The following is a 13917-nucleotide window of genomic DNA, read 5'->3' as shown; positions in this document are numbered from 1 at the left end:
CGGTAATCGTCCGCGCCGCTGTAGAAAACCTACAATTTTCGTTCCGACCCCCGCCGGGCCCGCCACGGGTCCGACGCCGCGGCAGGGGATGTTACCGGCCAGTAACATCGGCTAGGATGTGCTTATGACTTCAAGCAACGACGCTTCGGGCACCTCCCCGCAGTCCCACTGGCAGGGCCCCTACCAGGCCTCGGCTTCGCTCCAGGGCCGCACCATCCTGATGTCCGGCGGCAGCCGCGGGATCGGCCTCGCGATCGCCACCCGCGCCGCCCGGGACGGCGCCAATATCGTGCTGCTGGCAAAGACCGGGCAGCCGCACGCCAAACTTGAAGGCACCGTCTACTCCGCTGCCGAGCAGATCGAGGCGGCCGGGGGACAGGCGCTTCCACTGGTGGGCGACGTGCGCAACGACGCCGACGTCGCCGGCGCCGTGGCCGCCGCCGTCGAACGCTTCGGCGGGATCGACATCGTCATCAACAACGCCTCGGCGATTGACCTGTCCAAGACCGACGGACTGGACATGAAGCGCTACGACCTCATGCAGGACATCAACGTCCGCGGCACCTTCCTGCTCAGCAAGCTCGCCCTGCCCGCACTGCGCGAGTCCGACGCCGGGCAGATCCTCACGCTCTCGCCGCCGCTGAACCTGGACCCCAAATGGGCCGGCATGCACCTGGCGTACACGATGGCCAAATACGGCATGAGCCTGACCACTCTGGGGCTAGCCGAGGAACTCAAGGTCGACGGCATCAGCGTGAACTCGCTCTGGCCCTGCACCCTGATCGACACCGCGGCAATCCGCAACATGCCCGGCGGCGAGCAGATCGTCCGCGGCGCGCGCGGCCCGCAGATCATGGCCGACGCCGCCCACGCGGTGCTGACGGCCAGCAACGCGATCCCGGAGTCCGGCAGTTGGAGCGGGAACTTCTACACCGACGAGCAGGTGTTGGCGGCGGCCGGGGTTACGGACTTCGCGCCATACAGCCTGGGCGCGCCCGAAGGCCAACTGGTTCCTGACATTTTCCTCTGAGTCCGGGCGGCTTTCCAGGGTTCAGGGGAGGCCCGTGCCGCCGAAACTCCCCACTTTTGCGGGCCCGACGCCGGAAGGCCGCGGCGTTTCGGCCCGACCCGCCGGTGAGGGTGTCCACAGTTGGGGAAGTTCCGCCGGGCCCGCGTCCGGCCCGGCGCCCGGTGACCGGTTCCTCGGTAGGATTCAAGCATGGAAGCCGCGCAGCAGACACCGGACCGTCCGCCCCTGGACCAAGGCGCCCTTAGCGACGCCGCGTTCCTGACCGCCAGCGGCATACCGCAACTGACCGTGGTGGAGTCCACCGGCTCCACCAACGCGGACCTGCTGCGTGGCGCGACCGTGGACCCGCGGGCCTGGCCGGACCTCTCCGTACTCACGGCCGAGTACCAGAGCGCAGCCCGCGGCAGGCTGGACCGGCTTTGGGAAGCTCCGGCCCGCAGTTCGGTCTCCGTTTCGATCGTGCTCCGGCCGGTCAACGCCGAGGGCCGGCCGCTGCCCACGCAGTGCTATTCCTGGCTCTCGCTGCTGGGCGCCCTGGCGCTGCGGGAAGCGCTGCTGGACACGGCGGGGATTCCGGCCGAGCTCAAATGGCCGAACGACGTGCTGGTCCGCGGAAAGAAAATTGCCGGAATCCTGGCGCAGCTGGGCCCGATGGGCGACGGCGCGGTGCCCCCCGTTGTGCTCGGCACCGGCCTCAACGTCACCCTCACCCGGTCCGAACTGCCCGTCCCCACCGCCACGTCGGTGCTGCTGGAACAGGCCGCCACGGTGGACCGGACCACCCTGCTCAAGAGCTATCTCTCGCGTTTCGCGACCCTTTACCGCAGCTTCTGCAACGCCGACGGCGACCCTACCGCGGGACTCGCAGGCGGCCCCTCCCTGCACCACCGGGTGGAACACGCCCTGACCACCCTCGGGAAACAGGTCCGGGCCCACCTCCCCGGCGACAACGAGATCATCGGGCATGCCACCCGGTTGGACGAGTACGGCTCCCTGTTGGTGGTGGACTCCGGCGGCCACGAACACGTGGTGACCGCCGGCGACGTCGTGCACCTGCGCCCCTGGACCCCGCCGGGCGAGGCCGGCAGCGGCGAAAGCGGCTATGCGTAAAGAGCTTCTCCCGGGCGAGCAAGTGATTGTCGTGACCCGCCCCCAGCCCCGGAAGCTGATTGCTCCGGCCCTGCTGTTCATCCTGGTTGCCGCCCTGGCCGCCTACGCCAGCGCCTGGATTGTAAAAGGCGGCCCGGCCAAACTCGTCCCGCTCATCACGCCGGACTGGACGCCGTGGCTGATCGGCGGCTGCCTGGCGCTGGCGGCCTGGGTCGTGGTTGCCTACTGCCTGCCCAAAGCGGTGACCTGGCAGGCCAGCCGCTACATTCTGACCAGCCGCCGCTTGGTGGCCCGTTACGGCATGTTGCGACGGCGTGACCAGCAAGTTCCGCTGGCCGCCGTCCATAATGTGTTCATCGAACAGACGCTGCTGCAACGGACCCTGCGCTCCGGGACTATATCCTTGGATACCGGGTACCCGTCCAGCACGGTGATTCCGGATGTCCCCGAGGTGATGACGTTCCGGAACTTCATCCTCGACGCGATCGACGAACTTCCGGAGGGCGACCTGCTTGAGGTCGACGACACGGTGCACGGCTCCGGCGAATGGCCATGGGACATGAGGGAAGGTGGAAGTGATGAACGCTGACAACGCGCACCCTGACACCGGACTCCTGGCGGCGGCTCCTTCCGAGCTCCCCGAAGCGGCCTTCGACGAGTCCGCCCTCGAAGCGGCAGTGCCGGACGACGCAGTACCGAATGGCGCAGTGCCGGACGACACAGTGCCGGACAATGCAGAGCCGGGTAACTCAGCGCCTGCCACCGGAACCATGTCCACCGACCGCCTCGCCGCCAGGGCGCTGGAGCAGCGGCTGCTAGGCGGCGAGCGAAAGCTCCGCCGTCGCGAGGTGGCTGCGGGTGCCGGGGTCTCGCTGCTGTCCGCACGGAAACTCTGGCGCGCGCTCGGCTTCCCCAACCTGGGCGACGAGGACGTCGCCTTCACGGAGCGCGACCAGGCCGCGCTGAACACGATCGTGGACCAGGTCCGCACCGGCAAGCTCACGGAGGAAGCGGCCATCTCGGTCACCCGCGCCATCGGCCAGATGACCGACCGCATGGTGGTCTGGCAGATCGAGGCCCTGGTGGAGGACATGGTCCACCAGCAGGGTGTCACCGACGCAGTGGCCCGCAAGCGGCTGGTCGACCTCTTGCCCTCCCTGGTGGACGCGCTCGAGGAAATACTGGTCTACTCCTGGCGGCGCCAGCTGAACGCCGGGGTGCAGCGCCTCGCCGTCCGCGCCGAGGCCGGACTGGCCTCCAGCGAAGAAGGCCGCGAAGGGGACGAGGACGACGCCCCCTTGCCGCTCGCCCGCGGTGTCGGCTTCGCAGACCTGGTCTCCTACACCAGCCTGTCCCGCCGGATGAACGAAAAGACGCTCGCCCAGCTGGTGCAGCGCTTCGAAAACAAGTGCGCCGAGATCATTTCCGTCGGCGGCGGACGCCTCGTCAAGACGGTCGGCGATGAAGTCCTCTACATCGCCGAAACCCCCGCGGCCTGCGCCGAGATATCGCTGGCCCTTTCGCAGGCGTTCAACGAAGACGAGATCCTGCCCCAGGCTCGGGTCGCCATGGTGTGGGGCCGGATCCTTTCCCGGCTTGGTGACATTTACGGGCCCACCGTGAACCTGGCCGCCCGGCTTACATCGCTGGCCGATCCGGGGACCGTGCTGGTGGACTCCATGACGGCCGCCGCCCTGGAAAAGGATGAACGCTTCGTGCTGGTGCCCCGGCCCGCGGAGAATGTGCGCGGTTTCGGCGAAATCCTCCCCTTGGAGTTGCAGCGGGGCCGTGGAAAGGGCCTGGTCCTGGACTAGGGAGCAGCAGCGAAAGCGCAGCCCCACCATGGACTATTCGGCGTGGAACGCCGCCTGTCGGCGCAGGAACCGGTACTATCCGGGTAGCGCATGCGGACACCAGCGGACGGCATCCGCACCGCACTGGCAGCCGGAGGGTAGCAGCGTACCGCCCCGGATCCACGGTGCACCTCGGTGACCGCCCCTTCTATCTAGGACAGGCATGACATCCCAGCCGGCTTCCGTTCCTCCCCCCGGATCTTCCCCGGCCTCGCCCGGAACCTCCTCCAATCAAGCCCCCGGCGGTGCCCCCGGCGGTGCCGGGAGCGGTGCAGGTAGCCTGCGGCTGAATTTCGGCTGCGGCACGGACCGCGGCCTGCGCCGTGAAACGAACGAGGACTCCTTCATCGCCGCCGACCCGGTGTTCGCCATCGCCGACGGCATGGGCGGTCACGAGGCCGGCGAGATCGCGAGCGGCATCTGCGTACGCACCCTGGCCGAACTGCCCCAGGTGGCCACCGGGGGGAGGGACGCCACCGCCGCCGTCGTCCAGCAGTATCTGCTGCAGGCCGACGCCGGCATCCGCGAGGCCACCGGCTCCCGCGCCGGCACCACCCTCTCCGGCGTCATCGTGGTCGAAGAGCAAGGTGTTCCGAACTGGCTCGTGCTGAACATCGGCGACTCGCGCACCTACCGGCTCAACCAGGGCAAGCTCAGCCAGGTCAGCGTGGACCACTCCGAAGTGCAGGAACTCGTGGATGCCGGCGAGATCACCCCCGCCGAGGCAGCAGTCCACCCGCGCCGCCACGTCGTGACCCGCGCACTCGGCACCGGTGACGAGACGGACGCCGACTACCGGTTGCTGCCCATCGAGGACGGCGACCGGATCCTGGTCTGCTCGGACGGGCTGAACGGCGAACTCGACGACCAGCACATCTCCCGGATCCTCGCCGCCGAACCCGACCCGCAGGCGGCGGTGGACGAGCTGATCCAGGCTGCCCTGCGCAGCGGCGGCCGCGACAACGTAACGTGCATCGTGGTGGACGCCCGCCGGGAATCCTGACCGGACAATGTCGGGGATCTGAGGCAGGATAGGTCTGTGAGCACAGCGAAGACCGCAGCAGGTACCGACGTCCACAGCCCTGCCGGGGAACTGGTACCGTCCGAGGCCGTGCGCGAAGAGTACGAAGTCCTGGTCGAAGAGGTCCGCAAGCACCGCTTCGCGTACTACCAGGAGGACACCCCGATCATCTCCGACGCCGAGTTCGACGAGCTCTTCCGGCGGCTGGAAACCATCGAGGCCATGCACCCGGAACTGGTGGCCATCGATTCCCCCACCCAGGAAGTTGGCGGCGAGGTGTCCGCGGCCTTTGCCGCCGTCGAGCACCTGAGCCGGATGTACAGCCTTGAGGATGTGTTCTCGCTCGAGGAGCTCGATGCCTGGATCGCCAAAGCCGAGGCCGGCGTCGCCAAGCTCGGCAACGGCGGCAACCCGCCGTCGTGGCTCACCGAGCTCAAGATCGACGGCCTGGCCGTGAACCTCCTTTACCGCGACGGCGTGCTGGTCCGGGCGGCCACCCGGGGCGACGGCACCACCGGGGAGGACATCACCCACAATGTCCTGACCATCAAGGAAATTCCGCAGCAGCTCAAGGGCGAAAACTTTCCGGCCGAGATGGAAATCCGCGGCGAAGTGTTCATCCCGTCCCAAGCCTTCGCTGACTTCAACGAGGCGCTGATCGCCGCCGGCAAAGCACCGCTGGCCAACCCGCGCAACGCCGCTGCCGGGTCGCTGCGGCAAAAGGACCCGGCGGAGACCGCCAAGCGTCCGCTCAAGATGTACGTCCACGGCATCGGAGCCCGCGAAGGCCTGGCCACGCTCAGCCAGTCGGACACGTACCGCCAGCTCGCCGACTGGGGTCTGCCCACCAGCCCGTACTTCGAGGTGCTGCCCGGCCTGCCGGAGGTACTCGAGTTCATCCGGCGGTACGGGGACAAACGGCACAGCCTCAGCCATGAAATCGACGGCATTGTGGTCAAGGTGGATGACCTGGCCACCCAGCGGGCCCTCGGCTACACCACCCGCGTGCCGCGCTGGGCAGTGGCCTACAAGTACCCGCCCGAAGAGGTCAATACCAAGCTGCTGGACATCGCCGTCAACGTGGGCCGCACCGGCCGGGTAACCCCGTACGGCGTGATGGTGCCGGTCAAGGTGGCCGGCTCCACGGTCGAGATGGCCACCCTGCACAACCAGGAAGTGGTCAAGGCCAAGGGCGTCAAGATCGGCGACATCGTGGTCCTGCGCAAGGCCGGGGACGTCATCCCCGAGATCGTCGGCCCGGTGCTGGCCCTCCGCGACCAGCAGGACCCGCCGGTCCGCGACTTCGTGATGCCCACCGAATGCCCGGCCTGCGGCACGCCGCTCGCCCCGGCCAAAGAAGGCGACGTGGACATCCGCTGCCCCAACGCCCGGTCCTGCCCCGCGCAGTTGCGCGAACGCGTCTTCCATCTGGCCGGCCGCGGCGCCTTCGACATCGAAGCCCTCGGCTGGGAGGCAGCCATCGCCCTGACCCAGCCGGCCGAGCCGGACGTCGCGCCGCTGACCAGCGAGGCAACGCTGTTCCGGCTCACGCCCGAGGACCTCGCCGGGGTCCGGATCCGCCGCGAGAAGCGGACCAAGGGCGTGGCGACCGGCGAGTTTGAACTCGTGCCGTACTTCTACACGAAGGGCACGGCCAAGACCCCGTCCAAGCCGACCGCCACCACTGACAAACTCTTCAGCGAACTGGAAAAAGCCAAGACCCAGCCGCTGTGGCGCGTCCTCGTGGCGCTGTCCATCCGACACGTCGGCCCGCGTGCCTCGCGCGCCCTGGCCACCGCCTTCGGCACCATGGACGCAATCCGGCAGGCCTCCGAAGAGGAACTCGCCAACGTCGACGGCGTGGGGCCGGTGATTGCGGTGGCACTGAAGGAGTGGTTTGCCGAGGACTGGCACCGCGAAATCGTGGACACTTGGGCGGCCGACGGCGTCCGGATGAAGGACGAGCGCGACGAGTCCACCCCGCGGACCCTCGAGGGCCTGACCGTGGTGGTTACCGGCAGCCTGGAAGGTTTCAGCCGGGACGAGGCCAAGGAGGCAATCCTGGTCCGCGGCGGCAAGGCGGCCGGCTCCGTTTCGAAGAACACCAGCTACGTGGTGGCCGGCGAAAATGCGGGCACCAAACTGGACAAGGCCGAACAACTGGGCCTGCGGGTCCTGGACGAGGACGGCTTCCGCGCTCTGCTCGCCAGCGGGCCGGCCGGCGTCGACGGGGCCGCGGTCCCGGGCGGTCCTGCCGCCACGGACGGCGGGACCGAGGTTCCAGCCGAGGGAGCAGCTGAGGCCATGGCCGAGGACGAGGGCGAAGACCACCAGGAGGCCGCCGAGTGACGACCGACTCGGCCGATTTCCCCGAACCGGCAGCGTTCCTTGACCTGGCCCGGCAGGCAGCAGCAGCCGGCGCCGCGGTGCTGGCCGGCCGGAGTGCCGCCGCGCTGGACGTGAGCAACAAAGGCGACTCAGGGGACTGGGTCACCGCCTTCGATCTCGCGGCCGAAGCCGCCGTCCGCGAGGTCATCACCGGGGCGCGGCCCGCGGACACGATCACGGGGGAGGAAGGCGGCACCGTGCTGCCGGACACTGTGAGCGGCTTCCGCTGGTCGGTCGACCCGCTCGACGGCACTACCAACTTCATCCGCAATATCGTCTACTACGGAACCTCGGTGGCGGTGGCCGGCCCCGACGGGGCCTGGCTGGCCGGCGTCGTCCACGCCCCTGCGCTGGGACGGATCTACTACGCCTCCCGCGGCGCAGGCGCATGGCTGGAAGAGAACGGCGAGCGCACGCCGCTCAACGGCCCGGTGCCGGACCGGACCGGCCAACTCCTCGCGACCGGCTTCAGCTACGACCCCGGGGTCCGGGCCGAGCAGGCCGCCGGACTGCGCAGTCTGATGGACGGCTTCGCGGACGTCCGCCGGCTGGGATCCGCCGCGCTGGACCTCTGCCTCGTGGCCGACGGCACCCACGACGCGTACGGCGAACGCGGCCTGAACGAACACGACTTCGCCGCCGGCGCCCTGATCGCGGAGGAGGCCGGCTGCTGGGTCCGTCGTCCCCGGCTCACCAGCGTGCTCGACGGCGGCCCCACGGATGAGGAGCGGCTCGCGGCGTGGACCTGCGCCGGCCCCCTGGAACTCTCCGGCAGATTCCCGCTCTGACCGCAGACGCCCACGGAAGGTGCCCCGCCGCCGGGGGGCCTGATAGCTCCATCACGGAAACCGCCCGTTGGCGGGCAGCCGTGAGCTGCGCCCGTACCATGGATAGGTGCATTCGCAGATCCTCATACGCCCCGCCGTCCCGGCCGACTACGACGCCGTCGCCCGCATCACCCGCGACGCCTACCTGGCCGCAGGCTACTTCGGGGACGCGGACCACCCCTACATGCAGCAGATCCAGAAGGTCGCCCAGCGGCACGAGCAGGCGACCATCTGGGTGGCGGAACGTGATGGCAGGGTCGTCGGCTCGGTAACGCTCGCGGTCGCCGGCGAACCCTATGCGGACATCGCCCAGGCTGACGAGCTCGAATTCCGGATGCTCGTGGTGGACCCCGGCGTGCAGCGCAGCGGCGCCGGCAAGGCGATGGTCCAGGCCATCATCGAACACGCAAGGTCCCTTCCCGGCATCACCGGGGTGGCACTCACCACCGGCCAGACCTGGGAAAGCGCTCACGGCCTGTACCGGAAGACCGGCTTCCGGCGGGTCCCCGAACGCGACTGGTTCGTTCCGGACACGGACATCTTGCTGCTCGTCTACCGCCTGGACCTCTAGCGCCGCCCGGCGGCCCGCGTCTAAAGGCCCGACGGCGGCCGGCGGAGGACCAGGAGAGCGCCTCGATCCCGGTGCCGGCCGGATGGACGCCACGCCGCTCCGGTAGGGTTTCCAACGAGAGCACCATCCCTGACACACGCTGGAAACAGCACGAGTCCAGCTGGAGGTTCCATGGCACCGCACATTCCCCACACCATCGACGAGAAGCTGCTCGGCCTGTATCTGTCGGACCACCTAAGCGGCGCCACCGCCGGCCTCGGCAGGATCCAACGGATGGCCAAGGACTTCACTGACACACCGGTCCACGCCGAACTCGCGGGCCTCGCTGCCGAGATCCGCGGGGAGCGTGAACTGCTGCACAGCCTCATCCACGAGCTGGGCATCCGCCAACGCCCGCACCGGCAGGCCGCCGCCTGGCTGGCAGAGCATGCCGGCCGGCTGAAACTCAACGGCCGGCTGCTGAACCGCTCGCCCATGACCCTGGTCCTGGAGGTGGAACTGATGCGGGCCGCCGTCCTGGCCAAGATCGGCGGCTGGCAGACGCTGGAGGAGCACGCCCTCGAACTAGGGCTGGAGCCGTCCGCGTATGCCCGCCTCACCGCCCAGGGGCGACAGCAGATCGAAACCCTGGACCGCGTCCATGAACACGCCCGCAGTAACGCCTTCCGCAAGCACGTCGACATCACCGGCTGACGGCGCTTGGCCGGCGCCTGCCCGGCCGCGGGCCGGGCGCCGGGAAGTAGCAGCAGGCGAACCCACGTAGACTGGGACGGAAAATAATCCGAACCTTGCAGGGGAGATCCATGGCTGCGATCAACCGCGACGACGTCGCGCATCTCGCGCGTCTCGCGCACATCGAGATGAGTGCTGAAGAGCTGGACAGGATGGCCGGCGAGCTCGCCGTCATCGTGGAATCGGTTAAGTCCGTTAGTGAAGCCGCCGGCGATGACGTCCCGGCCACGTCGCACCCGATCCCGCTGACCAACGTGTTCCGCGAGGACGTCGTGGGCCACACGTTCACGGCCGAACAGGCACTCTCCGGGGCCCCGGACGCATTCGAAGGCCGTTTCAAGGTCCCGGCAATCCTGGATGAGGACTAAGACATGACTGAAACCCACACCGAGCTGTTCCGCCTCTCCGCAGCCACGCTCGCCGAGAAGCTCGCCGCACGCGAGGTCACCGCCGTCGAGGTCACCCAGGCACACCTGGACCGGATCGCGGCCGTCGACGGCCAGGTCCACGCCTTCCTGCACGTGAACGCCGAGGAAGCCCTCGCCGTCGCCGCCGAGGTGGACGCGATCCGCGCCGCCGGCGGCGCCGCGGCCGAGGAACTGCACGTGCTTGCCGGCGTCCCGATCGCCGTCAAGGACCTGATCGTCACGATCGGCCAGCCCACCACGGCCGGCTCCAAGATCCTCGAAGGCTGGCACAGCCCCTACGACGCCACAGTGGTGGAGCGCCTCCGCGCCGCCAAGATGCCGATCCTGGGCAAGACCAACCTGGACGAGTTCGCGATGGGTTCCTCCACCGAGCACTCCGCGTTCGGCCCCACCCGCAACCCCTGGGACCTGGACCGCATCCCGGGCGGCTCGGGCGGCGGCTCGGCTGCCGCCGTCGCGGCCTTCGAAGCTCCGCTGGCCCTCGGTACGGACACCGGCGGCTCCATCCGGCAGCCCGGCGCCGTGACCGGCACCGTCGGCGTCAAGCCCACCTACGGCGGCGTGTCCCGCTACGGCGCCATCGCGATGGCCTCCTCACTGGACCAGATCGGCCCGGTCTCCCGCACGGTGCTGGACTCGGCGCTGCTGCACCAGGTGATCGGCGGCCACGACCCGCGCGACTCCACCTCGCTGCCGGACCCGCTTGAGGACCTTGTGGCCGCGGCCCGGACCGGCAACGTCGAGGGCATGAAGATCGGCATCATCAAGGAACTCCACGGCGAGGGCTACCAGGCCGGAGTCGAAAACCGCTTCAACGAGGCCCTCGAACTGCTCAAGGGCGCCGGCGCCGAGATCGTCGAGGTCTCCTGCCCGAACTTCAAGTACGCCCTCGGCGCGTACTACCTGATCATGCCGTCCGAGGCCTCTTCCAACCTGGCCAAGTTCGACGGCGTCCGGTTCGGCCTGCGCGCGCTGCCCAAGGACGCGCCGCTCACGATCGAACGCGTCATGGCCGCCACCCGCGCCGCCGGCTTCGGCGACGAGGTCAAGCGCCGCATCATCCTCGGCACCTACGCGCTGAGCGCCGGCTACTACGACGCCTACTACGGCTCGGCCCAGAAGGTGCGCACCCTGATCCAGCGCGACTTCGACGCCGCGTTCGCCCAGGCCGACGTGCTGATCTCCCCGACGGCGCCCACCACCGCGTTCAAGCTCGGCGAGAAGCTCAACGACCCGCTGGCGATGTACCTCAACGACGTCGCCACCATCCCGGCCAACATGGCCGGCGTCCCCGGACTGTCGCTGCCCGGCGGCCTCGCCGACGAGGACGGACTGCCGGTCGGCGTCCAGCTGCTGGCCCCGGCCCGCCGGGACGCCCGGCTGTACCGGGTCGGCGCCGTGCTCGAGTCGCTGCTCGAGGCGCAGTGGGGCGGACCGCTGCTGGACCGCGCTCCCTCCCTGACGGACCCATCACTGACGGATGCCGCCAACACCCTTGCGAGCCACGGAGGTTCACACTAATGACTGACGCAACCCTCAGCTTCGAAGAGGCGATGGAGAAGTACGACCCCGTCCTGGGCTTCGAGGTCCACGTGGAGCTCAACACCAAGACGAAGATGTTCTCCTCCGCCCCGAACGTCTTCGGCGACGAGCCGAACACCAACGTCAACGAGGTGGACCTCGGCATGCCCGGTGTGCTGCCGGTGGTGAACAAGACCGCGATCGAGTCCTCGATCAAGATCGGTCTGGCGCTGAACTGCAAGATCGCCGAGACCTGCCGCTTCGCCCGGAAGAACTACTTCTACCCGGACACCCCGAAGAACTTCCAGACCTCCCAGTACGACGAGCCCATCGCGTACGACGGCTACCTGGACATCGAGCTCTCCGACGGCACCGTGTTCCGCGTCGAGATCGAACGCGCGCACATGGAGGAGGACGCCGGCAAGCTCACCCACATGGGTGGCGCCGCCGGCCGCATCCAGGGCGCGGATTACTCCCTGGTGGACTACAACCGCTCCGGTGTCCCGCTGGTCGAGATCGTCACCAAGCCGATCGAGGGCGCCGGCAGCCGCGCCCCCGAGCTGGCCAAGGCCTACGTCGCCGCGGTCCGCGAGATCGTCAAGAACCTGGGTGTCTCGGACGCCAAGATGGAGCGCGGCAACGTCCGCTGCGACGCCAACGTCTCGCTGCGCCCGCACGGCCGCGACCGCTTCGGCATCCGCTCGGAAACCAAGAACGTCAACTCGCTGCGCGCCGTCGAACACGCGGTCCGCTACGAGATCCAGCGGCACGCCGCCGTGCTGGACTCCGGCCAGCCCGTCATCCAGGAAACCCGGCACTGGCACGAGGACACCCGCTCCACCACCTCGGGCCGGCCGAAGTCCGACGCCGACGACTACCGCTACTTCCCGGAACCGGACCTGGTCCCGATCGTTGCCTCGCGCGAATGGGTCGAGGAGCTCCGGGCCACGCTGCCCGAGCCGCCGGCCGCGCGCCGCAAGCGCCTGCAGGCCGACTGGGGCTACTCGGACCTGGAGTTCCGCGACGTCGTCAACGCCGGCGTCCTGGACGAGATCGAGGAGACCATTGCCGCGGGCGCCACCGCCACCGTGGCCCGCAAATGGTGGATGGGCGAGATCGTCGGACGCGCCAAGAACGCCGACGTCGACCCGGGCCAGCTCGGCGTCGAGCCGGCCACCATCGTGGAGCTGAACCGGATGGTCGAGGACGGCAAAATCAACAACAAGATGGCCGCCGAGGTCCTGGACGGCGTGCTCGCCGGCGAGGGCACCCCGGCGGAAATCGTCGAGAAGCGCGGCCTCGCCGTGGTTTCCGACGACGGCCCGCTGCTCGAAGCCATTGATGCGGCCCTCGCCGCGCAGCCCGGCGTCGCGGACAAGATCCGCGGCGGCAAGCTGCAGGCCATCGGCGCGATCGTCGGCGGCGTCATGACCTCAAAACGACAACAACTGCGAGCCAGTTGGGTTAACAGGGGATTAGGTGACCAGCCCCGTCATGATTCTCTGCAGCGCATCGCAGACCATCATGACCGATCTGCGTTTTAGGTTCTCCGGCCGGGCCAAGATGTCGATCCGGCGCTTGGTGCTGATCCCTTCCAGCGGCTTCAGCACGATCTCCGGGTTCAACACAGGCCGAGCGGTATGCCGCGGCAACAGCCCGATCACACCCCCGGCCGCCACCAGCGCCGCCACCGTCGAGTAATCATTGATCCGGTGCACAATGTTCAGTTCTCGGCTGGACACGGCGGCGACGGCGGCGAGCACGTCCGCGGGGGAGTAGCCGGCGTGGCTGGTCACCCAGGGTTCGCCGACGACGTCGTCCGCCGTCACCGCCCGCTGCCCGGCGAGCCGGTGGCCGGCCGGCAGGGCCACGTCCAGCGGCTCGTGCGCGAGCGGAATCACCGCCACGCGTTCCCCGGGCCACCGCGGGCTGTGGTCCATCCGGTGCGCCAGCACCAGGTCATACCGGGCGGTCAAGGCCGGGAAATCCTGCTGGGCGACATCCTCGTCGGAGAGCTGGATCCGCGGCTGGCCGGGTTCGGCCAGCAGCCGGGCGAGCGGCCCGAACAAGGCCTGGCCGGCGCTGTGGAACCCGCTCAGGGTCACCGGCGCCACCGGCGACCCGTGGTATGCGCCGATCGCCATCCGCGCATCTGCCATTGCACTCACGACGGCGGCCCCCGCATCCGCGAGCACCTGCCCGGCCTCGGTCAGGACCAGGTTCCGGCCCTCCTTCCGGGTCAGCGGCACCTCTACGGACTTCTGCAGCGCGGCCAGTTGCTGGGACACCGCCGAGGGTGTCACCAGCAGCGTTTCCGCGACGGCCTTGACGCTGCCCAGGGCCCCGAGTTCGCGGAGCATTTCGAGCTGGTGGATTTCCATGCCCCCATCCTATGCAGAAGTAAAAGCTAAATCGTCGATTGAGAAAATTTTGGTT

General features: G+C 68.9%; 13 protein-coding genes. 12 read left to right on the top strand and 1 reads right to left on the bottom strand.

The genetic code is table 11. The annotated features are described in order from the left end of the window. Window positions 1-124 precede the first annotated feature (124 nt). The 12 genes from AC1DGI_RS07345 to gatB all read left to right on the top strand — a co-directional run bounded on the left by AC1DGI_RS07345 (window position 125) and on the right by gatB (window position 13025). A complete protein-coding gene (locus tag AC1DGI_RS07345; RefSeq protein ID WP_476898305.1) occupies window positions 125-1030 on the top strand; it encodes an SDR family oxidoreductase in 906 nt (301 codons plus the stop codon). Between the two features lie 189 nt (window positions 1031-1219). Further along, on the top strand, window positions 1220-2140 hold the full coding sequence (locus tag AC1DGI_RS07340; RefSeq protein ID WP_441399786.1) for a biotin--[acetyl-CoA-carboxylase] ligase: 921 nt from the start codon (window positions 1220-1222) through the stop codon (window positions 2138-2140). Further along, window positions 2133-2729, top strand: a complete 597-nt coding sequence (locus AC1DGI_RS07335) for a PH domain-containing protein (RefSeq protein ID WP_441399787.1) — start codon at window positions 2133-2135, stop codon at window positions 2727-2729. The genes AC1DGI_RS07340 and AC1DGI_RS07335 overlap by 8 nt, the downstream gene beginning before the upstream one ends. Next, entirely contained in the window at window positions 2719-3954 is a 1236-nt protein-coding gene (locus tag AC1DGI_RS07330; protein WP_476898304.1) for an adenylate/guanylate cyclase domain-containing protein, read from the top strand. The genes AC1DGI_RS07335 and AC1DGI_RS07330 overlap by 11 nt, the downstream gene beginning before the upstream one ends. A 319-nt stretch (window positions 3955-4273) precedes the next feature. Further along, window positions 4274-4996 carry a PP2C family protein-serine/threonine phosphatase gene (locus tag AC1DGI_RS07325; protein ID WP_476898420.1) on the top strand — a complete coding sequence of 241 codons (723 nt, stop codon included), beginning with the start codon at window positions 4274-4276 and terminating at the stop codon, window positions 4994-4996. A 36-nt stretch (window positions 4997-5032) separates the two neighbouring features. Continuing rightward, the gene (gene ligA, locus AC1DGI_RS07320; RefSeq protein ID WP_476898303.1) at window positions 5033-7363 is read left to right on the top strand and encodes an NAD-dependent DNA ligase LigA; all 2331 of its coding nucleotides are present in this window, start codon (window positions 5033-5035) and stop codon (window positions 7361-7363) included. Beyond that, window positions 7360-8190 carry an inositol monophosphatase family protein gene (locus AC1DGI_RS07315; protein WP_476898302.1) on the top strand — a complete coding sequence of 277 codons (831 nt, stop codon included), beginning with the start codon at window positions 7360-7362 and terminating at the stop codon, window positions 8188-8190. Before ligA ends, AC1DGI_RS07315 begins: the two co-directional genes overlap by 4 nt. A gap of 106 nt (window positions 8191-8296) precedes the next feature. Then, window positions 8297-8800 carry a GNAT family N-acetyltransferase gene (locus AC1DGI_RS07310; RefSeq protein ID WP_476898301.1) on the top strand — a complete coding sequence of 168 codons (504 nt, stop codon included), beginning with the start codon at window positions 8297-8299 and terminating at the stop codon, window positions 8798-8800. A gap of 171 nt (window positions 8801-8971) precedes the next feature. After that, window positions 8972-9493 carry a hypothetical protein gene (locus tag AC1DGI_RS07305; RefSeq protein WP_476898300.1) on the top strand — a complete coding sequence of 174 codons (522 nt, stop codon included), beginning with the start codon at window positions 8972-8974 and terminating at the stop codon, window positions 9491-9493. 110 nt (window positions 9494-9603) lie between these two features. Further along, the gene (gatC, locus tag AC1DGI_RS07300; protein WP_354234177.1) at window positions 9604-9900 is read left to right on the top strand and encodes an Asp-tRNA(Asn)/Glu-tRNA(Gln) amidotransferase subunit GatC; all 297 of its coding nucleotides are present in this window, start codon (window positions 9604-9606) and stop codon (window positions 9898-9900) included. Window positions 9901-9903: 3 nt separating this feature from the next. After that, window positions 9904-11481 (top strand): Asp-tRNA(Asn)/Glu-tRNA(Gln) amidotransferase subunit GatA, encoded by a 1578-nt coding sequence (gene gatA / locus AC1DGI_RS07295; RefSeq protein ID WP_476898299.1) that lies wholly within the window; start codon window positions 9904-9906, stop codon window positions 11479-11481. Next, window positions 11481-13025: an Asp-tRNA(Asn)/Glu-tRNA(Gln) amidotransferase subunit GatB gene (gene gatB, locus AC1DGI_RS07290; RefSeq protein ID WP_476898298.1), complete on the top strand. Its 1545-nt coding sequence runs from the start codon at window positions 11481-11483 to the stop codon at window positions 13023-13025. Before gatA ends, gatB begins: the two co-directional genes overlap by 1 nt. Here the strand turns inward: gatB and AC1DGI_RS07285 are convergent. Then, the gene (locus tag AC1DGI_RS07285) at window positions 12957-13862 is read right to left on the bottom strand and encodes a LysR family transcriptional regulator (protein WP_441403159.1); all 906 of its coding nucleotides are present in this window, start codon (window positions 13860-13862) and stop codon (window positions 12957-12959) included. The two genes, gatB and AC1DGI_RS07285, sit on opposite strands and share 69 nt — an antisense overlap. Window positions 13863-13917 lie beyond the last annotated feature (55 nt).

Source organism: Arthrobacter sp. 05N428_2 (genome assembly GCF_056397065.1).
The sequence above is the reverse complement of the archived record's forward strand: the minus strand, read 5'-3'. Positions and strand labels throughout refer to the sequence as shown.